Source organism: Streptomyces sp. NPDC088910, from assembly GCF_044749865.1.
Lineage (GTDB): Bacteria > Actinomycetota > Actinomycetes > Streptomycetales > Streptomycetaceae > Actinacidiphila.
Genome location: NZ_JBIVIV010000004.1, coordinates 55,318 through 78,630 on the forward strand (window position 1 = coordinate 55,318; position 23,313 = coordinate 78,630).

Genomic DNA, 23,313 nt, shown 5'->3' on the forward strand with positions numbered 1-23,313 from the left:
TCGGCGGACGACGGCGGTGACATGACAGCGCAGACCTGACAGCGAAGACCTGACAGCGACGGACGCGAGAGCGACGGACGCGAGAGCGACGACGCGACAGCGACGACACGGCGGCGGAAAGAGGAGCGGTATGCGGCTCGGGATCAACCTCGGCTACTGGGGCGCCGGGATGGACGCGGACAACCTCGCCGTCGCCCAGGAGGCGGACCGGCTCGGCTACGACGTGTGCTGGGCCGCCGAGGCGTACGGATCCGACGGCCCCACCGTGCTCTCCTGGGTCGCCGCGCAGACCGAGCGGATCGACGTCGGCTCGGCGATCTTCCAGATCCCGGCGCGTGCCCCCGCGATGACGGCGATGACCGCCGCGACCCTGGACTCGCTGTCCGGCGGCCGGTTCCGCCTCGGCCTCGGCGTGTCGGGCCCGCAGGTCTCCGAGGGCTGGTACGGCGTCAAGTTCGACAAGCCGCTCTCCCGCACCCGCGAGTACGTGGAGATCGTCCGCAAGGCGATGTCCCGCGAGCGGCTGAGCTACGAGGGCGAGCACTGGACGCTGCCGCTGCCCGGGGGCCCCGGCAAGCCGATCAAGCTCACCGTGCACCCCGAGCGCGAGCACATCCCGCTCTACATCGCCGCGATCGGCCCGAAGAACCTGGAGCAGACCGGCGAGATCGCCGACGGCGCCCTGCTGATCTTCCCGTCCGCCGCGCACCTGGAGGACACCGCGCTGCGGCACATCAGGGCCGGGCGCGAGAAGGCCGGCCTGACGCTGGACGGCTTCGACGTCAGCCCGACCCTGCCGCTCGCCCTCGGCGAGGACGTCCCGGCGCTGGCCGACATCTTCCGCCCGTACACCGCGCTGTACGTCGGCGGCATGGGCAGCCGCAAGCAGAACTTCTACAACCAGCTCGCGCGGCGCATGGGGTACGAGAAGGAGGCCGCCGAGATCCAGGACAAGTACCTGGCGGGCGACAAGAACGGCGCGGGGGCGGCCGTGCCGCAGGACCTCATCGACTCCACCTGCCTGCTCGGCACGGTCGACCGGATCGCGGACCGGCTGCGCGAGTACGCCGACGCCGGGGTCACCACGCTCAACATCACGCCCGCCGGATTCACGCGGGACGAGCGGATCGCGGGCGTACGGGCGGGCGTCGAGGCGCTGGAGCGGGCCGGGCTCGCGGGGGCGTAAGGCGAGGACGTGACGACGGGTCGGCCCGAAGGGGGCCGGCCACGGCCCCGTGCCGATGTCGGTCCGATGGGCCGGTCATGGCCCCGTGCCGCTCGACGCGCGCGGGGCCCGTGCGCGGCGCCCGCCTCGACGCGGCCCAGCGCCCGTCCTCATGACGGCCCGGCCCGGCCCGGCCCAGCGCCGCGCTCAGCTCGGTACCAGCCGCCCCAACAGCCGCCCGAAGGCGATGAGTCGCGCTATCTGCCCGGCGCCGCCGTCGTCCAGGGACTTGCTGAAACGGAACGCCTCGGGGCGGAATTTGGCGGAGGCGACCGGCAGCGGCGAGTCCGGGTCGGCCTGCACCGCGCTCATCTCGTGCGGCATCGCGGTGGCCAGCACCAGATAGACCCCGCGGTCGATCCGCTGCCCGCCCTCGTCGCGGCCGACCAGGGTGCGCATCCCGACGTGCCCGATCGAGTCCAGCGGCAGCACCTGCACCGACGAGTCCAGTACGGTGCCGCCCGGCGCCTTGTCGTCCGCCAACTCCTCGCTGTGCCACAGGATCAGCCGCCGCCCGTCGCACACCGCGGCCTCCTGCCACACCGAGGTGCCCGCCTCGGTCAGGTCGACCACCCGCTCCAGGGTGAAGCCGCGCACCCGGCGGCGGCCCAGCACACCCTCGATGGCGTCGAGCGCGACGTCCGCGTGCAGGAAATACGCGTCGGCGGCGTCCTCCAGGCGGCCGTACGGAGACCAGTCAGAGCCGGCCGGACCACTCCGGCGCGCGCTCGGACGGCTCCTCGTCGCCTTGCTGAACATCTCCACCTGCTTCGCCATCCCGACTGCTGCCCGAAAACTGAAGGGCCCCCCGACCCCTAGACCTTACCTATGAGGCAAGTCGGCGAGGGCTAGGCCGGGGGCAGTGGATCGCAGGGAATTCAGCGGCCGTGGTGGGGGCTCGGGGGGATCTTCCCCGCCACGGCCGTCACCCAGCACAACGGGTCGGCGGCGGAAGGGTTACGGTGGCGGGCATGCCCACCGTGATCCTTGTCCGGCACGGCCGGTCGACCGCCAACGCCGACGGAGTGCTGGCCGGATGGAGTCCGGGCGTCGCCCTGGACGACACCGGCCGGGCCCAGGCGACCGTGCTCGCCGCCCGACTCGCCGCACTGCCGCTCGCCGCCGTCGTGTGCAGTCCGCTGCAACGCTGCCAGGAGACCGTAGGACCGCTGCTCGACACGCGCCCCGAGCTGCCGCTGCACACCGACGAGCGGGTCGGCGAGTGCCACTACGGCGACTGGACGGGCCGCAAGCTGGCAGAACTGGCGGAGGAGCCCATGTGGGCGACCGTCCAGCGGCACCCCTCGGCGGCCGTCTTCCCCGGTGAGAACGGCGAGTCGCTGCGCGCGATGCAGGCCCGCGCGGTGGACGCCGTACGGGACTGGAACGCCAGGATCGAGGCCGAGCACGGGCCCGACGCGCTGTACCTGGTGTGCTCGCACGGCGACATCATCAAGTCGCTGGCCGCCGACGCGCTCGGCATGCACCTGGACCTCTTCCAGCGGATCAGCACCGACCCCTGCTCGGTGACCGTCATCCGCTACACCCCGTACCGCCCCTTCCTGCTCCGCCTCGGCGACACCGGCGACCTGACCCCGCTGATCCCGCCCCCGCCGCGGGACAAGCCGCACGACAAGGCGCAGGGCAACGAGGACGACGCGGTCGTCGGAGGCTCCACCGGCGCCCTGTGATCAGCTTCCGCAGTAGGGTGGGGGACCGGCAGTGGAACCAGTGAATGCCACCAGAACGCATCGCGCCAAAGCAGCGATTCAGTCGAGATAACGGAGCGGGACGTGCCCCGTCAGGTCTTCTTCTACGAGCAGCCGGACCGTTTCGTGGCCGGGACAGTCGGCCAGCCGGGTCAGCGGACCTTCTTCCTCCAGGCCACCGCGGCGGGCAGGACCACCAGCGTGGCGCTGGAGAAGACGCAGGTCGCGGCGCTCGCCGAGCGGGTGGACGAGCTGCTGGACGAGGTGGTGCGCAGGTCGGGCGGCAACGCCTCGGTGCCCGCCGTCGCCCCCGCGGAACTGGCCGACTCCGCCCCGCTGGACGCCCCCGTCGAGGAGGAGTTCCGGGTCGGCACCATGGCCCTGGCGTGGGACGGCGCCCACGAGCGGATGGTCATCGAGGCGCAGGCGCTGGTCGAGCTGTCCGGTGAGGACGAGGACGACCTGGAGGCGGCCGAGGAAGAGCTGCTCCAGGACGACGAGAACGGCCCGCCGCTGCTGCGCGTCCTGCTGACCGGCGCCCAGGCCCGCTCCTTCGCCAAGCGCGCGCTCGACGTGGTCTCCGCGGGGCGCCCGCCGTGCCCGCTGTGCAGCCTCCCCCTGGACCCGGAAGGACACGTATGCCCGCGTCAGAACGGGTACCGGAGGTCGGCCTGAGCCCCGGCACCGAGGCCCTCGTCCACGGCGAGCTGACCGTGCGCGGCCAGGTGCGCGACGCCTCCAACGCCGTGCTGTTCTGCGAGACCGAGTACGAGGGCCGCGCGCTCGCCTGCGTGTACAAGCCGGTGGCCGGGGAACGCCCGCTGTGGGACTTCCCCGACGGCACCCTGGCCCAGCGCGAGGTGGCCGCGTACCTGGTCTCCGAGGCGACCGGCTGGGGCCTGGTGCCGCCCACCGTGCTGCGCGACGGACCGTACGGCGAGGGCATGGTCCAGCTCTGGATCGACCCGCCGGACCTGACCGCGGACACGGGTACGGATACGGATACGGAAGCCGGCCCCGACGAGGCCCCCGACGCCGCCGCCGACACCAATTCCGACACCAACTCCGACACCGACCCCGCGCAGCCGGAGCTCTTCGGGCTGACCGAGGACACCGAGCCCGCCCCCGGCTGGAAGCCCGTCGTCGAGGCCCGGCTGGAGAACGGCCGCACCGCCCTGCTGGTGCACGCCGACGACATACGCCTGCGCCGCCTGGCTGTGCTGGACGCCGTCATCAACAACGCCGACCGCAAGGGCGGCCACCTGCTCCAGACCGCCGACGGGCGGCTCTACGGCATCGACCACGGAGTGACGTTCCACACCGAGGACAAGCTGCGCACCCTGCTGTGGGGCTGGGCGGGCGAGCCGCTGCCGGACGAGGCCGTGGCCGTACTGCGCAAGCTCCAGGCGGAGCTGTCGGGGGCGCTCGGCGACCGGCTCGCCGAGCTGATCACCCCCGCGGAGACGGCCGCCGTACGGGCCAGGACCGAGCGGCTGCTGCGGTCGGGAGTGCATCCCGAGCCCGGCGGCGAGTGGCCGTCGATCCCCTGGCCGCCGGTCTGAGGCGGGGCGCTCCGGGCCGTCCGGGAGAGCGTTCCGGCAGCGCGCCCGAGCCGCCTCGTCCGGCATTGCCCCAGCTCCGGTTCGTTTGCCAGTCGTCTGCACGGTTAATCTCATGACATGCATGCCTGGCCCGCTTCCGACGTCCCCGCCCTTCCCGGCACTGGACGCGCACTCCGTCTCCACGACACCGCGACCGGTGGGCCGCTGACGATCGATCCGGGCCCGGTGGCCCGGATCTACGTCTGCGGGATCACCCCCTACGACGCCACTCACCTGGGGCACGCGGCCACGTACAACGCGTTCGACCTCGTGCAGCGCGTGTGGCTCGACACGAAGCGCCAGGTGGAGTACGTCCAGAACGTCACGGACATCGACGATCCGCTGCTGGAGCGGGCCAACGCGACCGACGTCGACTGGGTCGAGCTGGCCGAGCGGGAGACCGCGCTGTTCCGCGAGGACATGACCGCGCTGCGGATGCTGCCGCCCGCCCACTACATCGGCGCGGTCGAGGCCATTCCGGGCATCGTCCCGCTGATCGAGCGGCTGCGGGACGCGGGCGCGGCGTACGAACTCGGCGTCGACACGTACTTCTCGATCGCCGCCGACCCCGACTTCGGCAAGGTCTCCGGGCTCGACGCCGCCACGATGCGCGCGCTCTCCGCCGAGCGCGGCGGCGACCCGGACCGGCCGGGCAAGAAGAACCCGCTGGACCCGATGCTGTGGATGGGCGCCCGCGAGGGCGAGCCGAGCTGGGACGGCGGCTCGCTCGGCCCCGGCCGCCCCGGCTGGCACATCGAGTGCGTGGCCATCGCGCTCGACCACCTCGGCATGGGCTTCGACGTCCAGGGCGGCGGCTCCGACCTGGCCTTCCCGCACCACGAGATGGGCGCCTCGCACGCCCAGGCGCTCACCGGCGAGTACCCGTACGCGAAGGCGTACGTGCACGCGGGGATGGTCGCGCTGCACGGCGAGAAGATGTCGAAGTCCAAGGGGAATCTGGTCTTCGTCTCCACGCTGCGCCGCGACGGCGTCGACCCGGCTGCGATCCGGCTCGCGCTGCTCGCCCACCACTACCGCGCCGACTGGGAGTGGACCGACGCCGTGCTCGCCGAGGCGGTCGAGCGGCTCGCGCGCTGGCGGGCCGCCGTCTCCCGGCCGGACGGGCCGTCCGCCGACGCGCTGCTCGAAGAGATCCGCGAGGCGCTGGCCGACGACCTCGACGCGCCGCGCGCCCTGGCCGCCGTGGACCGCTGGGCCGCCGCGCAGGAGTCCGAGGGCGGCACCGAGACCGGCGCGCCCGGCCTGGTGTCGCGCACGGTGGACGCGCTGCTCGGAGTCGCGCTGTAGCCCGCACACCCCAACCGCCCCACCCGTGACCGCCCTTGGACTCACCCGGAGTCCGAGGGCGGTTTCCGTTCCGCTTCCGTTCTGGCCATGGTCCCATGCTCGATTTTGCGCTAAACACGCTTCATGCAAACAAGAGTGCGCACTAGAGTGGCGCTGGTCGGTGCAGCCGTGCTCGGTCTGCTCATGGCCTTCACGGGACCCGGCGGCGCGCAGGCCGCCGCACCCACCGCGACCGCCGAGACCTCTGTGGGGGACGTGACCGGCTTCGACCACGCCGGCGCCGTCTACCGGCTGCACGCGGGTCAGGCCCTGGCCCGGGTCAGCTTCGTGTCGGCCGACACCTTCCGTATCGAACTGGCCCCGGACGGAGCCTTCACCGATCCGACCGGCGACGACATCGTCCTGCCGCAGGGCGCGCCGCCCGCCACGCGCTGGAAGGACGCGGGCGACGCCTACGAGTTGAGCACCTCGGCCGTCACGCTGCGGGCCTACAAGGCGCCGCTGCGCTTCGCCCTCTACCGGGCCGACGGCACCCGGGTCTGGTCCGAGACGAAGCCGCTGAGCTGGACCAAGGACAGCACGACCCAGACCCTCGACCGCGGCGCGGCCGAGCAGTTCTACGGCGGCGGCATGCAGAACGGCCGCGGCAACACCTCGCACCGCGGCCAGACCGTCCAGGTTGGCGTGGACGGCAACTGGAACGACGGCGGGCACCCCAACTCCGTGCCGTTCTACCTCTCCACGGCCGGATACGGCGTCTTCCGCAACACCTACGCGCCCAACACCTACAGCTTCGGCGAGCCGGTGACCGCGAGCGCCGAGGAACAGCGCTTCGACGCCTACTACTTCGCGGGCGACGCCAAGCGGGTGATCGGCGACTACACCAAGCTGACCGGCAAGCCCTTCCTGCCCCCGGTCTACGGCCTGGAGCCGGGCGACTCCGACTGCTACCTGCACAACGCCAACCGCGGCGAACGCCACACCCTCGACGCGCTCGACGTGGCCGCCGACTACACCGCCAACGACATGCCCAACGGCTGGATGCTCGTCAACGACGGCTACGGCTGCGGGTACGAGAACCTGCCGGAGACGTCGGCGGGCCTGGCGAAGCAGGACATGAAGCTCGGCCTGTGGACCGAGGACGGCCTGGACAAGCTCGCCGACCAGGTCAAGGCGGGCCAGCGGGTCGCCAAGCTCGACGTCGCCTGGGTCGGCGACGGCTACAAGCACGCGCTGGACGGCTGCAAGGACGCCTACCGGGGCATCGAGGACAACAGCGACGCCCGCGGCTTCACCTGGGCACCGGAGAGCTGGGCGGGCGCGCAGCGCTGCGGCGTGCAGTGGTCCGGCGACCAGTACGGCACCTGGGACTACATCCGCTGGCAGATCCCGACCTACGCGGGCGCCACGATGTCGGGCCTGGCCTACACCTCGGGCGACATCGACGGCATCTTCGGCGGCAGCGCCGACACGTACACCCGCGACCTGGAGTGGAAGTCCTTCCTGCCCGCCGTCATGACGATGGACGGCTGGGCCGCCAACGACAAGCAGCCCTACCAGTACGGGGAGCCGTACACCTCGATCAACCGCCAGTACCTCAAGCTCAAGGAGTCGCTGCTGCCGTACATGTACAGCTACGCGGCCGAGGCGAACAGGACCGGTGTCGGCGCGGTGCGCCCGCTGGCGCTGGAGTACCCGGACGACCCGGTGGCGGCGACCGACGCGGCGAAGTACGAGTTCCTGTCCGGGCAGGACTTCCTGGTCGCGCCGGTCTACGAGGACTCCGCGGTGCGCGACGGCATCTACCTGCCCAAGGGCGCCTGGACCGACTACTGGACCGGCCGGATCTACCAGGGGCCGACCACGGTCGACGGCTACAGCGCGCCGCTGGGCACCCTGCCGCTGTTCGTCAAGGCCGGGGCCGCCGTGCCGATGTGGCCCGGCATCAGGTCGTACCGGGACCGTACGGCCGACTCCCCGGTGGCCTGGGACGTCTACCCGCAGGGCACCTCGTCCTTCACCCTCTACGAGGACGACGGCGTGACCCGGCAGAGCCGCGCGGGGAAGTACGCGCGGCAGAAGGTCACGGTCACCGCGCCGAAGTCCGGCGCGGGCGAGGTGACGGTGGACGTCGGCGCGAGCGTCGGCGACTTCCAGGGCAAGCAGACCGCCCGGCCGTACGCGTTCACCCTGCACACCGGTGACGCGCCCGGCGCGGTGCTGCTCGACAGCAAGGTGCTGCCCCGGCTGGGCACCGAGGCCGCCTTCGACAAGGCGACGCAGGGCTGGTGGTACGACCCCGCCGACCGCGGGGGAGTGGTCCGGGTGAAGACCGCGACCCGGTCCACCGCGCAGGCGTTCCGGCTGCGGCTGGCGGGCTCCAGCGCGCTCGGCGGACGCGTGCCGGGCTCGGCCGCGGTGGTCTCCGCGCCCGCGGGCCAGGAGACCGGCGCCGGGGTCGCCTCCGACGTCGCCGTGGACCTGACCGCGGGCAAGCTGCCGGTGGTCGGCGCCAAGGTCTCGCTCCGGGCGCCGGACGGCTGGAAGGTGTCGGCGCCGCAGACCGTGCCCGTGCTGACCGCGGGGAACACCAAGCGGCTGCGCTTCTCGGTGACACCGCCCGCCGGGGTCACGGCGGGACAGACCGTGCTCACCGCGCGGGCCGACTACCTGTCGTCGGCGCCCGGCCGGGTCGCCGTCCAGCCGTTCGCGGTCGCGGCGATGCCCGCGCCGCCGACGGCCGACACGTATGCCGGGGATCTGACCTGGCTGACCTCGACCAACGGCTGGGGGCCGCCGGAACGCGACCGCAGCAACGGAGAGTCGGGCGCGGCCGACGGGCACACGCTGACCCTGGACGGGACGACGTACGCCAAGGGCATCGGGGCGCACGCGGCCTCCGACGTCGAGGTGTACCTCGGCGGCCGGTGCTCGGTGTTCACCTCGGACGTGGGCATCGACGACGAGATCGACGGCTACGGCTCGGTGACCTTCTCCGTCGTCGCGGACGGCGTCACGCTGTGGACCTCGCCCGTGCTCACCGGGGCGTCGGCCACCGTGCCGGTGTCGGTACCGGTGACCGGGGCCCGGCACGTCCATCTGAAGATCACCCCGGCGGCGACGTCACTCAGCGGTGACCACGGGGACTGGGCGGGGGCGCGGTTCCACTGCGCGTGACCGGTTGAGGGTGAGGGGGTGCGCGCGGCGCGCCCCCTCACTCCCGTCCGTCGCGCGGTCTACTCCTCGCGGCCGTCCCCGTCCCCGTTTGGGGCGTCCAGGTCGCCTTCCCCGTCCTCGGCGGCGTCGGTCTCCGTGTCGGCGTCGGCTGCGGCCTTGTGGTCGGCCTTGTTGTCGGCCTCGGCCTCGGCTGCGGCGTCCTTGTCGGCGCCGTCGTCCGTATCGGTGTCCGTGCCCGCGCCCGCGCCGCTGTCCGGGTCCAGCCGCGGCGACTGCGCACGGTCCCGGAACTGCGGCACCCCGCCGTCACCCTCGCTCGCGTACTCCCCGGCCTGCGGGTCGCGGCGGCGCAGATAGCGCTCGAACTCCTTGGCGATGGCCTCACCCGACGCCTCGGGCAGCTCCGCGGTGTCCCGCGCCTCCTCCAGCGTCTGGACGTACTCCGCGACCTCGCTGTCCTCGGCGGCGAGCTGGTCCACGCCGACCTGCCAGGCGCGCGCGTCCTCGGGCAGCTCGCCCTGCGGGATGCGCAGGTCGAGCAGGTCCTCGAGGCGGTTGAGCAGCGCCAGGGTGGCCTTGGGGTTGGGCGGCTGCGACACATAGTGCGGCACCGCCGCCCACAGGCTCACCGCGGGGATGCCCGCGTGCGTGCACGCCTCCTGGAGGATGCCGACGATGCCGGTCGGCCCCTCGTAGCGCGACTCCTCCAGATTGAGCGTCGTCGCCAGGTCGGGGTCCGAGGTCACCCCGGTGACCGGGACCGGCCGGGTGTGCGGGGTGTCGCCGAGCAGCGCGCCCAGCACCACGACCATCTCGACGCCCAGCTCGTGGGCGAAGCCCAGGATCTCGTTGCAGAACGAGCGCCAGCGCATGCTGGGCTCGATCCCGCGGACCAGCACCAGGTCGCGGGGCTTGGGCGTCGTGATCCTGACGACCGAGAGCCGGGTCGTGGGCCATACGACCCGCCGTACCCCGGCGTCCATCCAGACCGTGGGGCGGTTCACCTGGAAGTCGTAGTAGTCCTCGGCGTCGAGCGCCGCGAAGACCTCGCCCTTGAACTCCCGGTCCATGTGCCCGACCGCGGTCGAGGCGGCGTCCCCGGCGTCGTTCCAGCCCTCGAACGCGGCCACCATGACCGGGTCGATCAGCTCGGGTACCCCCTCGAGCTCGATCACCCAGCGCCTCCTTCCGACCGGAGGGGAGCGGTGCCGTCCCCGTACCGGCTGCTGTTCCTGCACGTGCGGCACCAGCCTACGGCGTACCGAGGCCGGTGCCGTGGTTCTCGTAGCTGGATGATCCCCAGCGCGGCCCCCGATGAGTCACCGGCAGCGCCACCAGGTGAGACATCCGATCTGTTGCCCACAAAGTTTGGCCCCGCCCCTGGACTTCCGGCCCCGCGCGCCGCTATACATCGGATCATCAAGAAAAGATCCGATGTCTCACGACGGGGGTGTGCATGAGTCCGACCATTACCGAGGTCGACGTGTACGACATCCGCTTTCCGACCTCGGAGCAGCTCGACGGCTCGGACGCCATGAACCCCGACCCCGACTACTCCGCCGCCTACGTCATGCTCCGTACGGACTCGCCCGGCGGCCTGGCGGGCTACGGTCTCTGCTTCACGATCGGGCGCGGCAACGACGTCGTCGCCGCGGCGATCAGGACACTGCGACCCTACGTGGTCGGCCGCTCGGTGGACAGTGTCACGGGTGATCTTGGCGGCTTCTACCGGCTGCTCACCCACGACTCCCAACTGCGCTGGCTCGGCCCGGAGAAGGGCGTGATGCACATGGCCGCCGGGGCGGTGGTCAACGCCGCCTGGGACCTGACCGCCCGCCGGGCCGGACTGCCGGTCTGGGAACTGCTGGCCGGGATGAGCCCGGAACAGCTCGTGGACATGGTCGACTTCCGCTACCTCAGCGACGCCATGACCCGCGATGAGGCGCTGGAGATCCTGCGGCGCGCCGAGCCGGGCCGCGCCGAGCGCGCCGCGGAACTGCGCCGTCGCGGCTACCCCGCCTACACCACGGAACCCGGCTGGATCGGCTACTCCGACGACAAGTTGACCCGGCTGTCGAAGGAGGCCGTCGCCGCGGGCTTCCAGCAGATCAAGCTCAAGGTCGGCGGCGACCTCGACGACGACCTGCGCCGGATGCGGCTGGCCCGCGACGCGGTCGGCCCCGACATCAGGATCGCCGTCGACGCCAACCAGCGCTGGGACGTCTCCGACGCCGTGGACTGGATGCGGGCGCTGGCGCCCTTCGACCCGTACTGGATCGAGGAGCCGACCAGCCCCGACGACGTCCTCGCGCACGCCGCGATCCGCGCGGGCCAGCCGGTGCCGGTCGCGACCGGCGAACACGTCGCCAACCGCGTGGTGTTCAAGCAGCTCCTCCAGGCCGGCGCGGTGGACTTCGTCCAGATCGACGCGGCCCGCGTCGCCGGGGTCAACGAGAACATCGCGATCCTGCTGCTCGCCGCCAAATTCGGCGTCCCGGTCTGCCCGCACGCCGGCGGCGTGGGTCTGTGCGAACTGGTCCAGCACCTGTCGATGTTCGACTACGTCGCCGTCTCCGGCACCTGGGACAACCGGGTGATCGAGTACGTCCCGCACCTGCACGAACACTTCACCGATCCCGTGGTGATGGACCACGGCCGATACCGCGCCCCTGCCGCGCCCGGCTTCTCCGCCCGTATGGTCCCGGAGTCGCTCGCCGACTACCGCTACCCGGACGGCCCGGTGTGGCAGGCGCGACAGGCCCGACAGGAGCTGACCCGATGAGCACCAGCGCCGATCCGACGCACGCCGCCTCCGCCGCCCAGGACCTCGCGGGCCTCACCGCCCTCGTCACCGGCGGCGCCTCCGGGATCGGCGCCGCCACCGCGGCGCTGCTGACCGCCCGCGGCGCGCGCGTCGCCGTACTCGACCGCGACACCGCGGGCGCGCCGAGCGGCACCGTCCCCGTCACCGCCGACGTCACCTCGGACGAGGACGTACGGGCCGCGGTCGGCGCGGCCGTCGCCGAACTCGGCAGCCTGCACATCGTGGTGAGCAACGCCGGGATCGGCGCCATCGGCACCGTCGAGGACAACCCGGACGACGAGTGGCAGCGCGTGCTGGACATCAACGTCCTGGGCATGATGCGGACCGCCCGCGCCGCCCTGCCGCACCTGCGCGAGGCCGCCGCCGCCCGGCCGGGCAGCGCCTCCATCACCCACACCTGCTCGATCGCCGCGACCGCGGGACTGCCGCAGCGGGCGCTGTACAGCGCGAGCAAGGGCGCGGTGCTCGCCCTCACCCTGGCGATGGCCGCCGACCACGTACGCGAGGGCGTACGGGTCAACTGCGTGAACCCCGGAACCGCCGACACCCCTTGGATCGGCCGCCTCCTCGACCAGGCCGAGGACCCGGCCGCCGAGCGCGCGGCACTCGACGCACGCCAGCCCCTGGGACGGCTGGTGTCCGCCGACGAGGTCGCCGCGGCCATCGTCTACCTGGCGAGTCCCGCCGCGGCGAGCGTGACCGGAACCGCGCTCGCCGTCGACGGCGGAATGCAGGGACTGCGCCTGCGCCCCGCCGGAAGCTGAGCCGCCACCCCGGCTTCCGCGCACGGCAGTTGTCCCCAAGCACGTCAGCTCCTCCGCACATCAGCTCCTCCGCACCTCAGGCACCGCCCCCGCACCACATCCTCCGCAGAGCCGACACACAATTCGAAGGGCAGGGCTCGACGATGAGACTGCGCAGAACGACCGTGGCCGCCTGTGCCGCACTGCTCGCGGTCACCGCGCTCGCCGGTTGCAACCGGGGAAGCGACAGCAAGGCGGGCAGCTCCGGCAAGGTCGGCATCGACCTGCCGCGCTCCGACAGCGACTTCTGGAACTCGTACAACAGCTACATAGAAAAGGGCGTCAAGGCCGGTGACGTCTCGGCCCTGCCCCGCACCAACTCGCAGAACGACATCGGCAAGCTCGTCGCGAACGTGCAGAGCTTCGCCAACGAGGGCGCCAAGGCGCTCGTGATGGCACCGCAGGACACCGGCGCCATCGCCTCCACCCTGGAGCAGATGGCCAAGAAGAAGATCCCGGTGATCAGCGTCGACACCCGCCCCGACAAGGGCCCGGTGTACATGGTCGTCCGCGCGGACAACAAGGCGTACGGCACGAAGGCGTGCGAGTACCTGGGCGAACAGCTCAAGGGCAAGGGCAAGATCGCGGAGTTCGAGGGCGACCTGTCCTCGATCAACGGCCGCGACCGCTCGGAGGCGTTCGCCGCCTGCATGAAGAGCAAATTCCCGAACATCAAGGTGATCCCGCTGGTCACCAACTGGGACGGCGCCACCGCCTCGGCCAAGCTCCAGACCACGCTGGCCGCCGACCCGGACCTGAACGGCATCTACATGCAGGCCGGCGGGGTCTTCCTCCAGCCGACCCTCGCGCTGCTCCAGCAGAAGAACCTGCTCAAGCCGCCGGGCACGCCGGGACACATCACGATCATCTCCAACGACGGCATCCCCGAGGAGTTCAAGGCCATCAAGGCCGGGCAGATCGACGCCACCATCTCCCAGCCCGCCGACCTGTACGCGAAGTACGCGCTGTACTACGCCAAGGAGGCACTGGCCGGGAAGACCTTCCAGCCGGGCCCGACCGACCACGACTCCACGATCATCAAGATCCCCAACGGCCTCGAGGACCAGCTCCCCGCCCCGCTGGTCACCAAGGACAACGTGGACGACGCGAGCCTGTGGGCCAACCAGCTCGGGAAGAGCTGACCCATGGCCGAGGCCGTACCGCCCCCCGCGGTCCACGCGGAGGGCATCGTCAAACGGTTCGGGGCCACCGTGGCCCTGGACCGGGTGGGCATCACCGTCGCGGCCGGCGACTCGCACGCGCTCGTCGGCCGCAACGGGGCGGGCAAGTCCACCCTGGTCTCCGTGCTGACCGGGCTGCACGCCCCGGACGCCGGGCGGGTCTCCTTCCTCGGGAAGCCCGCCCCCGCGCCCGGCGACACCGCCGCCTGGCAGTCCAAAGTGGCCTGCGTCTACCAGAAGTCGATGGTCGTCCCCGATCTGACCGTCGCGGAGAATCTGTTCCTGAACAGATTCGGCCGCGGCCGGATCCGCTGGTCCGCGCTGCGCGGCCGGGCCCGCGACCTGCTCGCCGAGTACGGGGTCGACGTCGACCCGACCGCGCGCGCCGGTGATCTCACCGTCGAGCAGGGGCAGTTCGTGGAGATCGCGCGGGCCCTGTCCTTCGGCGCGCGCTTCATCATCCTGGACGAGCCCACCGCGCAGCTCGACGCGGCGGGCATCGAGCGGCTCTTCACCAAGCTGCGCGGCCTCCAACAGCAGGGCGTGGCCTTCCTGTTCATCTCGCACCACCTCCAGGAGGTCTACGACCTGTGCAGCACCGTCACGGTCTACCGTGACGCCCGCCATGTCGTGACCGCGCCCGTCGCCGAGTTGAGCAAGGCGGAACTGGTCGAGGCGATGACCGGGGAGGCGGCGCAGGCCGAACTGGCCTGGCACGCACGGGGGTCGGCCGACGAGTCGGCGTCCAAGGCGCTGTCCACCTCGCTGTCGGTGCCGGTCTCCAAGGTGGCTGCGGACACCGGGGACGCCGTCCTGCGCGCCGAAGGGCTCGTGCTCGACGGCGCCTTCGACAGCATCGACTTCGCCGTACGCCCCGGCGAGGTGCTGGGCCTGGCCGGGGCCACCGCCAGCGGCAACACCGCGCTCGGCGAGACCCTGGTCGGGCTGCGCAAGGCCACCGGCGGCCGGACCCTGGTCGCGGGCAAGGCCGTACGCCCCGGCAGCGTCCCGCACGCGCTCGGCGCCGGGATCGGCTACGTACCCGAGGACCGGCACCGGCAGGGCCTGGTGCTCGGCCGCAGCGTCGCGGAGAACGCCACCCTCACCGTGACCGACCAACTCGGCCCGTACGGCACGGTCCTGCCGTCCAGGACCAGGGAATTCGCACAGCGCATGATCAGCTCGCTGGACATCAAGACCTCGGGACCGGCCCAGCCGGTGGCCGACCTGTCCGGCGGCAACCAGCAGAAGGTCGTCATCGCCCGCGCCCTGGCCCGCGACCCGCGCGTGCTGGTGGCCGTCCGCCCCACCGCGGGCGTGGACGTGAAGTCCAAGGACGCGCTGCTCGGCGTGGTCAGAGGCGTCGCGGACCGCGGCGACGCCGCCGTCATCGTCTCCGACGAACTGGACGACCTGCGGGTCTGCGACCGGGTGATCGCGCTCTTCCACGGGCGGGTGATCGCCGAGTTCGGCAGCGGATGGAGCGACCGGGACCTGGTCTCGGCCATGGAAGGGCTGCCCTCGGGCGGCGACGAGGGAGCCGAGGAATGAGTGACACCAGTCAGTTGACCGCCGATGTGGCGGTACCGGACAAGACCCGGCGGCCGGCGCCGCGTATCCAGCTCACCCGCTACCGGGACCTGTCCCTGCTGCCGGTGATCCTGCTGCTGGGCGTCATCGGCTTCATCGTGTCGCCCACCTTCCTGACCTCCGACAACCTCCTCGGCGTCCTCCAACAGTGCAGCGAGCTGAGCCTGTTGGTGCTCGGCGAGGCGATGATCCTGATCTCCGGCCGGATGGACCTGTCGCTGGAGTCCACCATCGGCGTGGCCCCCGTGATCGCCATGTGGCTGGTGATGCCGAGCACCGGCTCCGCCACCTACCACGGCATCGGACTGCTGCCCGGCTGGTCCTCGATCCCGCTCTGCCTGCTGGTGGGCGTGCTCATCGGCGGCTTCAACGGATTCCTGATCCTGAAACTGCGGGTCAACGGCTTCATCGCCACCCTCGGCATGCTGACCATGCTCCGCGGCCTCCAGGACGGCATATCCCAGGGCAAGTCCATCGTCGAGGTGCCCGCGTCCTTCTCCTACCTCGGCGGCGCGTCCTGGCTCGGCGCCCCGGCCGCGGTCTGGATCTGCCTGGTGCTCTTCGTCCTCGGCGGCCTGGCGCTCGGCTATCTGCGGCACGGCCGGGCGCTCTACGCGATCGGCGGCAACAAGGAGGCGGCCCGCGCGGCCGGTATCCGGGTCGACCTCATCACCTGGGTCGTCCTCGCCGTCGCGGGCCTGCTCGCCGCCTTCGCCGGTGTGCTCTACGTCGGCCACTACGGCGCGATCTCCTCGACCCAGGGCAACGGCTGGATCTTCCAGGTCTTCGCCGCCACCGTGATCGGCGGCGTCAGCCTCAACGGCGGCAAGGGCACCCTCTTCGGCGCCCTGACCGGTGTCGTCGCGCTCCAACTCGTCGTGAACGTCACGACGCTGGGCGGTGTGCCGCCGCTGTGGGACAAGTTCCTCTACGGTGCGATCATCATCGTCGCGCTGATCATCTCCCGCTTCGCGAGCGGCGAGAAGCAGGACTGACCGGATACCCGAGGGAGAGAACGTCACCATGCCCGTACCGGTACTGCCCCGGCTCGGCCTCGGCTGCGCGCCGCTGGGCAACCTCTACCGCGCCGTCACCGAGGAGGAGGCCGAGGCCACCGTGGCCGCCGCCTTCGAGACGGGGGCCGCGGGGCCCGTGTACCTCGACACGGCGCCGCACTACGGTCTCGGCCGGTCCGAGGAACGGCTCGGCCGGGCGCTGGCCGGACGGGACCGCTCCACGTACGTGCTCTCCACCAAGGTCGGCCGCAGGCTGCGCGACCTGCGGCCGGGCGAGGCCCCGGACGGCCAGGGCTTCACCGACTCCCCGGCCCGCGCGCGGGAGTGGGACTACACCGCCGACGGCATCCGCGCCACGCTGGAGGGTTCCCTGGAACGGCTCGGCGTGGACGCCGTCGACATCGTCTATCTGCACGACCCCGAGGACCACCTGCCGGAGATCTACGACACCGGCTTCGCCGCCCTGGCCGACCTGCGCGACCAGGGCGTGGTCAAGGCCATCGGCTTCGGCATGAACTACAGCGACATCCTCGCCCGCCTCGTCGCGGACCTCGATGTCGACGTCGTGCTGTGCGCGGGCCGCTGGACGCTGCTGGAACGCACCGCGCTGGACGACCTGCTGCCGGCCTGCGAACGGCGCGGTACGAAGGTCGTCGTGGGCGGCGTCTACAACTCGGGCCTGCTGGCCGACCCGCGACCCGGCGCACACTACAACTACGTCGAAGCGCCAGCGGAGATCCTGGCCCGCGCCCAGCACATCGCCGCCGTCTGCGCCGAGTTCGACGTCCCGCTGCGCGCCGCCGCGCTGCGCTACCCCTTCGCGCACCCCTCGGTGGTCTCGGCCGTGGTGGGCGCCGCCAACGCCGCCGAGGTGCGCGACAACGCGGAGCTGTTCTCGTACGACATCCCGGACGCGCTCTGGCACGCTCTGGTCGCCCGCGGGCTGCTGGACAAGGACGCGCCGCTGCCGCTCAGGGCTCCCGCCGAGGGGGCCTGACCCGATGCGGATCGACGCCCACCACCATCTGTGGGACCTCGAAAGGCGCCCCCAGCCGTGGCTGACCGGGGCTGAACTCGACCCCATCGCCCGGACGTTCCGCCTCGCGGAACTCCTTCCGCTGCTGGACGCGCACGGGATCGACGCCACTGTGCTCGTCCAGTCCAGCGCCTCGCTCGACGAGACCCGCGAACTCCTCGCCCTCGCCCGCGACTCCGGCGGCCGGGTCGCGGGGGTCGTCGGCTGGGCCGACCTCACCTCGCCCGAACTCCCCGGCACCCTGGCGGCGTTGGCCGCCCTCGGACCCCTGGTCGGCATACGGCACCAGGTCCAGGACGAGGCCGACCCCGGATGGCTGGCGCGCGCCGACGTCAGGTCCGGCCTCGCCGCCGTCGGCGCCGCGGGGCTCGTCTACGACCTGCTCGTCACCGTCGACCAGCTCCCCGCCGCCATCGGCACGGTGCGGGCGCTGCCCGAGGTGCGGTTCGTCCTCGACCACGGGGCCAAGCCGCCGGTCGGCGGCGGAGGCTGGGAGCCGTGGGCCGCCTCCATGACCGAGCTGTCGGCGCTGCCGAACGTCTGGTGCAAGCTCTCCGGGCTCGTCACGGAGGCCGACTGGCACCGGTGGCGGGTCGCCGACGTGCTGCCCTACGCCCGCCATCTCCTGGCCGCCTTCGGGCCCGACCGGCTCCTCTTCGGCTCCGACTGGCCCGTGTGCACCCTCGCCGCCGATTACTCCTCCGTCGTCGCCCTCGCCGAGGCGGCCCTCTCCCCTCTCACCCCCGCCGCCCGCGACGCCGTCCTCGGCCGCAACGCCGTTCGCCTCTACGCCCTGAACCTGCCCCCGTCGGGCCCCTGAGCCAGTGCAGCGCCTGCTCCCGGGGGCGCGGCCCTGGACGGTTCGTTCGCCGGGGCGGCAGGCCGAGTTCTAGGGGCGGAAAGCGAGGCCCCGCGGAGGGCGAACGCACAGGGCTCGCGCCCTCCCCACCCCCGCCCGGAGGGCTAAAGCGTTGAGCGAAGCCACTGCTCCACGCTGGCGACATGCACCGTCGCCCACGAACGGGCAGCCTCGGCGTCGCGGTCGCGCAGGGCGGTGAGAATGGCCCGGTGCTCGTGCAGCGTGCGGCTGACGGCGTCGACCTGGGTGATGCCGCGCCAGACGCGCGCGCGGGTGGTGGGTCCTGACAGGCCGTCGAGCAGCGAGCAGAGCACGGAGTTGCCCGAGCCCTGGACGATGCCGCGGTGGAACTCCAGGTCGGAGGCGACCAGTTCCTCGACGGACGGCTGCGGGCCGAGCGCGTCCAGCTTGCCTTCGAGGGCGTCCAGCTCCTCGACGGAGATGCGGACGGCGGCCATCGCGGTGGCGGCGGGTTCCAGGATGCGGCGGACCGCGAGGAATTCGAGCACGGTGTCGTCGCGGTGGAAGTCCACGACGAAACTGAGGGCTTCGAGCAGGAGCTGCGGGTCGAGGCTGGTGACGTAGGTGCCGTCGCCCTGGCGGACGTCGAGGATGCGGATCAGGGAGAGGGCGCGGACGGCCTCACGCAGGGAGTTGCGGGACAGCCCCAGCTCGGCCGCGAGTTCGCTCTCCTTGGGGAGCCGGTCGCCCGGACGCAGCGCCCCGGAGACGATCATCTCCTTGATCCTCTCGATGGCCTCGTCGGTGACCGCCATCAGCGCCTCCCCTGTCCAGGTCCCGCCGCCGCCAGACCTCCGATGTATGAGGCCCCATTATGGGCCCGGCGCGCCGGAACGCCTAACAACGGCCGGAACCGGGCACAGCCGCCCCCGTACCGGCCGAACCGCCCCCCCGTACGGGCTCAGCGGCTCGCGTACCGGCTCGGCGGCGCGCCGACCGCCGCGGTGAAGTCACGGGTCAGGTGCGCCTGGTCGGCATAGCCCAGGTCGGCGGCGAGCGCGGCCCAGTCGATGTCGGCGCCGCCGTCCGCGCGGGCCGCGGCCTCGTGCAGCCGGGCCCGGCGCAGCACCCACTTGGGGCTCGCCCCCACGTACTCCGCGAAGAGCCGCTGGAGCCGCCGTACGGGCAGGTCCAGCTCGCGGGCCAGCTCGTCCACCCGGAAGAACTGCGGGCCGGCGGTGATCCTCCCGCGCTCATCGGCCGGGGGGACCCCCCTCTCGATTCTCTCGACCAGGTCCGCCACCTCGGCCACCACCGGGTCCTGCCGGGTGTCGGGCAGCAGCTCCAGCAGATACTCCTCGGCCAGCGCCGTCATCGCCGCCAGGTCGTCCAGCGCCAGGATCTCCCGGCTCAGTGCCTCGACGGCCCCGGCCGGGCCGCCCAGCAGACCGGCCGCGGGCACCGCGCGGTCGGCCAGCTCCGCCACCGGCCCGTCGATGAACGGCCGGAAGGCGCCCGGCCGGAATTTCACCCCGAACACCTGGTCGCGCCCGTGCAGCACACGGCTGAACACCCCGCGCTGCACCCCGTACACCAGTGGCTCAGGGGCCTCGAAGACCAGATGGACATTGGGGTGGGCGAGCACCTTCTGCTCGTGGTCCGGCCGCCCCCGCAGGTCCCAGCGCGGATTCCAGTAGAAGTCGACCAGAGCCGCCAGCGCGGGCCGCGGCTGCTGCCGCCGTACTTCGACGCGCCCGCCCGCCGCCTCCGGCCTCAGCACCCCGCGCCCCAGCCCGTGCCCGCTCATGCCCGTCACTGTAAACGCGGCCACCGACAACGGCGCGGGCACGCGCGGGCACGCGGGAGCACCGGCAACGGCGCGGCCACGCGACACGGGCCGGGTGTCGCGTTTCTTCAAGACCGCCGTCCCCGGTCGCGCCTAGCGTCGAGGGCATGAACTTCCACGCACAGATCGCCGACAGTGCCGCGGAGGCCGCCCGGGTCGCCGCCGGGATCACCGACGACCAGCTCACCGGCCCCACGCCCTGTCCCGACTACGACACCCGCACCCTGATCAACCACTGGGTCGCGTACACCGGCCTCGGCATGGAGCTGCGCGCCCGCAAGGAGCCGCACCCCGCCGACCTCGGCGAGCGCGACTTCACCGCGGAGCCCGGCTGGGCCGCCGCCTACGCGCGGCAGCTCGACCGGGCCGCGGACGCCTGGGCCGACCCGGCCGCCTGGGAGGGCGAGCTGGACATGGGCGGCATGGCGATGCCCGCGAAGGACATCGCCGGAATGCTCTTCATGGAGCTGCTGCTGCACGGCTGGGACGTCGCCAAGGCCACCGGGCAGGAGTTCAGGGCCGACGAGAAGTCCGGCGCCCTGCTGCTGGCCGTCGTGCGCGAGCAGGCCGAGATGTTCCGGCAGTACAAGGGCTTCGCGGAACCGGTCGCACCGCCCGCCGGGGCCACCGACTTCGAAACCGCTGTCGCCCTGTCCGGCCGCGACCCATACTGGGCGGCATGATCCAGCACGACCTCATCGCCCGGGTACGGGACATGTGCCGCGCCGACGAACGCCTCGGCGCGGCACTGATGTACGGCTCCTTCGCCGCGGGGGAGGGCGACGCCCACAGCGACGTCGAATTCTGGCTCTTCTTCGACCCGGAGCGGCGCGCGGAAGTGGAACCCGAGCAGTGGTGCCGGGAGATCGCCCCGGCCAATCTGGTGCTGCTCAACGAATTCGGCAGCCATGTCGTGCTCTTCCCGGGCCCGGTGCGCGGCGAATTCCACTTCGCGACCACCGACGACATCCCGACGGTCGCCACCTGGCCCGCGCGCGGCGCCGCCGTCGAGCGGATGGTGGTCGTCGACCGCGAAGGGCTGCTGACGCCCGTGCTCGAAGCGGTGCCCGAGCACCCCGTGCTCCCCGCGGCGCCCGACGAGATCGCCGACCTGTGCGGCCGGTTCGCCAACTGGCTGGTGCTCGCGCTGCACGTCACCGCGCGCGGCGAGCACCTGCGCGCGCGGGACGCGCTCTGGCACGCGGCCCGCCATGTGCTGTGGATGGCCCGGCTCGCCGAGGACAGCACCGCGCACTGGCTGACGCCGTCGCGCGCCGCGGAGGCCGAGCTGCCCGCCCGTACGATCGCGGCCGTGGCAGAGGCCAACCCCGTGAGCCTCTGGCACGAGGGTCGCGACCGCTGGCTGACCCTGCTGCCCAGGACCGGCCGCCCCGCCCCGACCGCCCTGTTCGCCGAACTCGACCGCCTGACCGCCGAGACGGCCCAGCCCGCCGGGACGGCCCAGCCCGCCGGGACGGCCCAGCCCGCCGAGACAACCCAGCCCGCCGGGACGGCCGAGGCCGCCGCGACGGAACCGCCCGCAGGGACGGCGGCCCCCACTTCCTAGTCCCGGCGAAGCACCCGCTCGACCCCTTCCCGCACCTCCGGCGTGTCGAGACCGCGGATGGTCAGCGTCGTCCGCCGCCGCAGCACGTCGTCCGCGTCCTGCGCCCACTCGTGGTCGCGGGCGTAGACGACCTGGGCCCAGATCTCCGGGGCGTCCGGGTGCACGCGCCGGGCCAGCTCCGGGTCCTCGTTGGCCAGCCGCGCGATGTCGAAGGCCAGCGAGCCGTAGTGGGTGGCCAGGTGCCTGGCGGTGTCGGCCGCCATGCGCGGTCCCGGCGCGTCGCCGTCGATCAGCAGCCGGTGGGCGACCGCGTCGGGGCTGGCGAAACCGGGCAGCGGGGCCCGGCGCGGCAGCGACGACATCGGCTCCATGTCGTCGGACAGCGGATGCCCGGGCAGCTCGGCCAGCTTGGTCATCACCGTGCGGCCGATGTGCCGGAAGGTGGTCCACTTGCCGCCCGCCACCGACAGCATGCCGCCGGTCCCCTCGGTGACGACCGTCTCCCGCTTGGCCTTCGAGGTGTCGCCGGGACCGCCGGGCAGCACCCGCAGACCCGCGAAGGAGTACGTGATCAGGTCGCGGGAGAGCTGCTGGTCGCGGACGGAGAAGGCCGCCTCGTCCAGGATCTGCGCGATGTCGGCCTCGGTGACCCGCACATCGGCCGGATCGCCCTCGTACACCTCGTCCGTGGTGCCGAGCAGCAGCATGTCCTCCCAGGGCAGGGCGAAGGTGATGCGGTACTTGTCGATCGGGGTGGCCAGCGCCGCCCGCCACGGCGAGTGCCGCTTGAGCACCAGGTGCGCGCCCTTGGACAGCCGGATCGACGGCGCCGCGGCCGGATCCTCCATCCGCCGCAGGTGGTCCACCCACGGCCCGGTGGCGTTGAGCACCAGCCGCGCGTCGACCCCGAATTCGGTGCCGTCCACGCGGTCGCGCAGATCGGCGCCCGTGACCCGGCCCCGCGTGAAGCGCAGCCCGGTGACCTCGGCGTGGTTGAGCACGGTCGCGCCCGCGTCGACCGCGGCCCGTACCGTCATCAGCGCCATCCGGGCGTCGTTCATCTGCCCGTCCTCGTAGACGGCGACCGCGCGCAGATTGTCGGTCCGCAGCTCGGGCACGTCCCGCGCGGCCTTGGCCGGGCTGATCACATGCCCGACGCCGTCGCGGAAGGCGGACAGCGCCGAGTACGCGAAGACGCCCGCGCCGAGCTTGGCCGCGCCGTGCGGGCCGCCCTTGTAGACCGGCAGATAGAAGGTGAGGGGGTTGGCCAGGTGCGGCGCGATGTCACGGGAGACCGCGCGCCGCTCCAGGTGGTTCTCCGCCACCAGCTTCACCGCGCCGGTCTGGAGGTAGCGCAGGCCGCCGTGGAGCAGCTTGGAGGAGGCGGAGGAGGTGGCCCCGGCGAAGTCACCGGCGTCCACCATGGCCACCCGCAGCCCCGACTGCGCGGCGTGCCAGGCGGTGGTGATGCCGAGGATGCCACCGCCGATCACCAGCAGGTCGTACGTGGCACGGCCGAGCAGATCCCGGGTCTCGGCCCTGCCGGGGTTGGCGCCTGCGGTCGGATGCGAACCCAGGGCGGGAACGCGCTGCGAGGTGGTCATGGGGTG

General features: G+C 72.5%; 20 protein-coding genes. 15 read left to right on the plus strand and 5 right to left on the minus strand.

Annotated elements, in window-relative coordinates:
- The first annotated feature begins 130 nt into the window (after positions 1-130).
- Positions 131-1,186 carry an LLM class F420-dependent oxidoreductase gene (locus tag ACIP4Z_RS11330; RefSeq protein WP_401306699.1) on the plus strand — a complete coding sequence of 352 codons (1,056 nt, stop codon included), beginning with the start codon at positions 131-133 and terminating at the stop codon, positions 1,184-1,186.
- A gap of 186 nt (positions 1,187-1,372) precedes the next feature.
- On the opposite strand, the gene ACIP4Z_RS11335 is transcribed toward ACIP4Z_RS11330, so the two are convergent.
- Complete coding sequence (locus ACIP4Z_RS11335) at positions 1,373-2,002, minus strand: hypothetical protein (protein WP_355333075.1); 630 nt, start codon at positions 2,000-2,002, stop codon at positions 1,373-1,375.
- A 194-nt stretch (positions 2,003-2,196) separates the two neighbouring features.
- Here ACIP4Z_RS11335 and ACIP4Z_RS11340 point away from each other — a divergent pair, with 194 nt between their 5' ends.
- The 5 genes from ACIP4Z_RS11340 to ACIP4Z_RS11360 all read left to right on the plus strand — a co-directional run bounded on the left by ACIP4Z_RS11340 (position 2,197) and on the right by ACIP4Z_RS11360 (position 9,020).
- A complete protein-coding gene (locus tag ACIP4Z_RS11340; protein ID WP_391048270.1) occupies positions 2,197-2,916 on the plus strand; it encodes an MSMEG_4193 family putative phosphomutase in 720 nt (239 codons plus the stop codon).
- A gap of 102 nt (positions 2,917-3,018) precedes the next feature.
- Entirely contained in the window at positions 3,019-3,609 is a 591-nt protein-coding gene (locus tag ACIP4Z_RS11345; RefSeq protein WP_355333071.1) for a DUF3090 domain-containing protein, read from the plus strand.
- Complete coding sequence (locus tag ACIP4Z_RS11350) at positions 3,573-4,496, plus strand: SCO1664 family protein (protein WP_401306704.1); 924 nt, start codon at positions 3,573-3,575, stop codon at positions 4,494-4,496. The genes ACIP4Z_RS11345 and ACIP4Z_RS11350 overlap by 37 nt, the downstream gene beginning before the upstream one ends.
- Before the next feature lie 117 nt (positions 4,497-4,613).
- Positions 4,614-5,843: a cysteine--1-D-myo-inosityl 2-amino-2-deoxy-alpha-D-glucopyranoside ligase gene (gene mshC, locus ACIP4Z_RS11355; protein WP_391161082.1), complete on the plus strand. Its 1,230-nt coding sequence runs from the start codon at positions 4,614-4,616 to the stop codon at positions 5,841-5,843.
- A gap of 123 nt (positions 5,844-5,966) precedes the next feature.
- Complete coding sequence (locus ACIP4Z_RS11360) at positions 5,967-9,020, plus strand: NPCBM/NEW2 domain-containing protein (RefSeq protein ID WP_401306707.1); 3,054 nt, start codon at positions 5,967-5,969, stop codon at positions 9,018-9,020.
- A 59-nt stretch (positions 9,021-9,079) separates the two neighbouring features.
- Here ACIP4Z_RS11360 and ACIP4Z_RS11365 read toward each other — a convergent pair whose 3' ends face one another.
- Entirely contained in the window at positions 9,080-10,195 is a 1,116-nt protein-coding gene (locus ACIP4Z_RS11365; protein WP_401306710.1) for a PAC2 family protein, read from the minus strand.
- 281 nt (positions 10,196-10,476) lie between these two features.
- Here ACIP4Z_RS11365 and ACIP4Z_RS11370 point away from each other — a divergent pair, with 281 nt between their 5' ends.
- The 7 genes from ACIP4Z_RS11370 to ACIP4Z_RS11400 all read left to right on the plus strand — a co-directional run bounded on the left by ACIP4Z_RS11370 (position 10,477) and on the right by ACIP4Z_RS11400 (position 18,290).
- A complete protein-coding gene (locus ACIP4Z_RS11370) occupies positions 10,477-11,802 on the plus strand; it encodes an L-fuconate dehydratase (protein WP_401306713.1) in 1,326 nt (441 codons plus the stop codon).
- Positions 11,799-12,608 (plus strand): SDR family oxidoreductase, encoded by an 810-nt coding sequence (locus tag ACIP4Z_RS11375; RefSeq protein WP_391048258.1) that lies wholly within the window; start codon positions 11,799-11,801, stop codon positions 12,606-12,608. Before ACIP4Z_RS11370 ends, ACIP4Z_RS11375 begins: the two co-directional genes overlap by 4 nt.
- A gap of 143 nt (positions 12,609-12,751) precedes the next feature.
- Positions 12,752-13,789 (plus strand): sugar ABC transporter substrate-binding protein, encoded by a 1,038-nt coding sequence (locus tag ACIP4Z_RS11380; RefSeq protein ID WP_355333054.1) that lies wholly within the window; start codon positions 12,752-12,754, stop codon positions 13,787-13,789.
- 3 nt (positions 13,790-13,792) lie between these two features.
- Complete coding sequence (locus ACIP4Z_RS11385; protein WP_401306718.1) at positions 13,793-15,379, plus strand: sugar ABC transporter ATP-binding protein; 1,587 nt, start codon at positions 13,793-13,795, stop codon at positions 15,377-15,379.
- Complete coding sequence (locus tag ACIP4Z_RS11390) at positions 15,376-16,413, plus strand: ABC transporter permease (RefSeq protein ID WP_188282963.1); 1,038 nt, start codon at positions 15,376-15,378, stop codon at positions 16,411-16,413. The genes ACIP4Z_RS11385 and ACIP4Z_RS11390 overlap by 4 nt, the downstream gene beginning before the upstream one ends.
- 28 nt (positions 16,414-16,441) lie before the next feature.
- Positions 16,442-17,431 (plus strand): aldo/keto reductase, encoded by a 990-nt coding sequence (locus ACIP4Z_RS11395; RefSeq protein ID WP_401306721.1) that lies wholly within the window; start codon positions 16,442-16,444, stop codon positions 17,429-17,431.
- A gap of 4 nt (positions 17,432-17,435) precedes the next feature.
- A complete protein-coding gene (locus ACIP4Z_RS11400) occupies positions 17,436-18,290 on the plus strand; it encodes an amidohydrolase family protein (RefSeq protein ID WP_401306724.1) in 855 nt (284 codons plus the stop codon).
- Positions 18,291-18,433: 143 nt separating this feature from the next.
- Here ACIP4Z_RS11400 and ACIP4Z_RS11405 read toward each other — a convergent pair whose 3' ends face one another.
- Positions 18,434-19,105, minus strand: a complete 672-nt coding sequence (locus tag ACIP4Z_RS11405) for a FadR/GntR family transcriptional regulator (protein ID WP_355333046.1) — start codon at positions 19,103-19,105, stop codon at positions 18,434-18,436.
- A gap of 146 nt (positions 19,106-19,251) precedes the next feature.
- A complete protein-coding gene (locus ACIP4Z_RS11410; RefSeq protein ID WP_401306727.1) occupies positions 19,252-20,097 on the minus strand; it encodes a DUF6597 domain-containing transcriptional factor in 846 nt (281 codons plus the stop codon).
- Positions 20,098-20,243: 146 nt separating this feature from the next.
- Here ACIP4Z_RS11410 and ACIP4Z_RS11415 point away from each other — a divergent pair, with 146 nt between their 5' ends.
- Positions 20,244-20,819, plus strand: coding sequence for a TIGR03086 family metal-binding protein (locus ACIP4Z_RS11415; protein ID WP_391161069.1), 576 nt, complete (start codon positions 20,244-20,246; stop codon positions 20,817-20,819).
- The gene (locus ACIP4Z_RS11420) at positions 20,816-21,703 is read left to right on the plus strand and encodes a hypothetical protein (RefSeq protein ID WP_401306732.1); all 888 of its coding nucleotides are present in this window, start codon (positions 20,816-20,818) and stop codon (positions 21,701-21,703) included. The genes ACIP4Z_RS11415 and ACIP4Z_RS11420 overlap by 4 nt, the downstream gene beginning before the upstream one ends.
- Here the strand turns inward: ACIP4Z_RS11420 and ACIP4Z_RS11425 are convergent.
- On the minus strand, positions 21,700-23,307 hold the full coding sequence (locus tag ACIP4Z_RS11425; protein ID WP_355333038.1) for a glycerol-3-phosphate dehydrogenase/oxidase: 1,608 nt from the start codon (positions 23,305-23,307) through the stop codon (positions 21,700-21,702). The two genes, ACIP4Z_RS11420 and ACIP4Z_RS11425, sit on opposite strands and share 4 nt — an antisense overlap.
- Positions 23,308-23,313 lie beyond the last annotated feature (6 nt).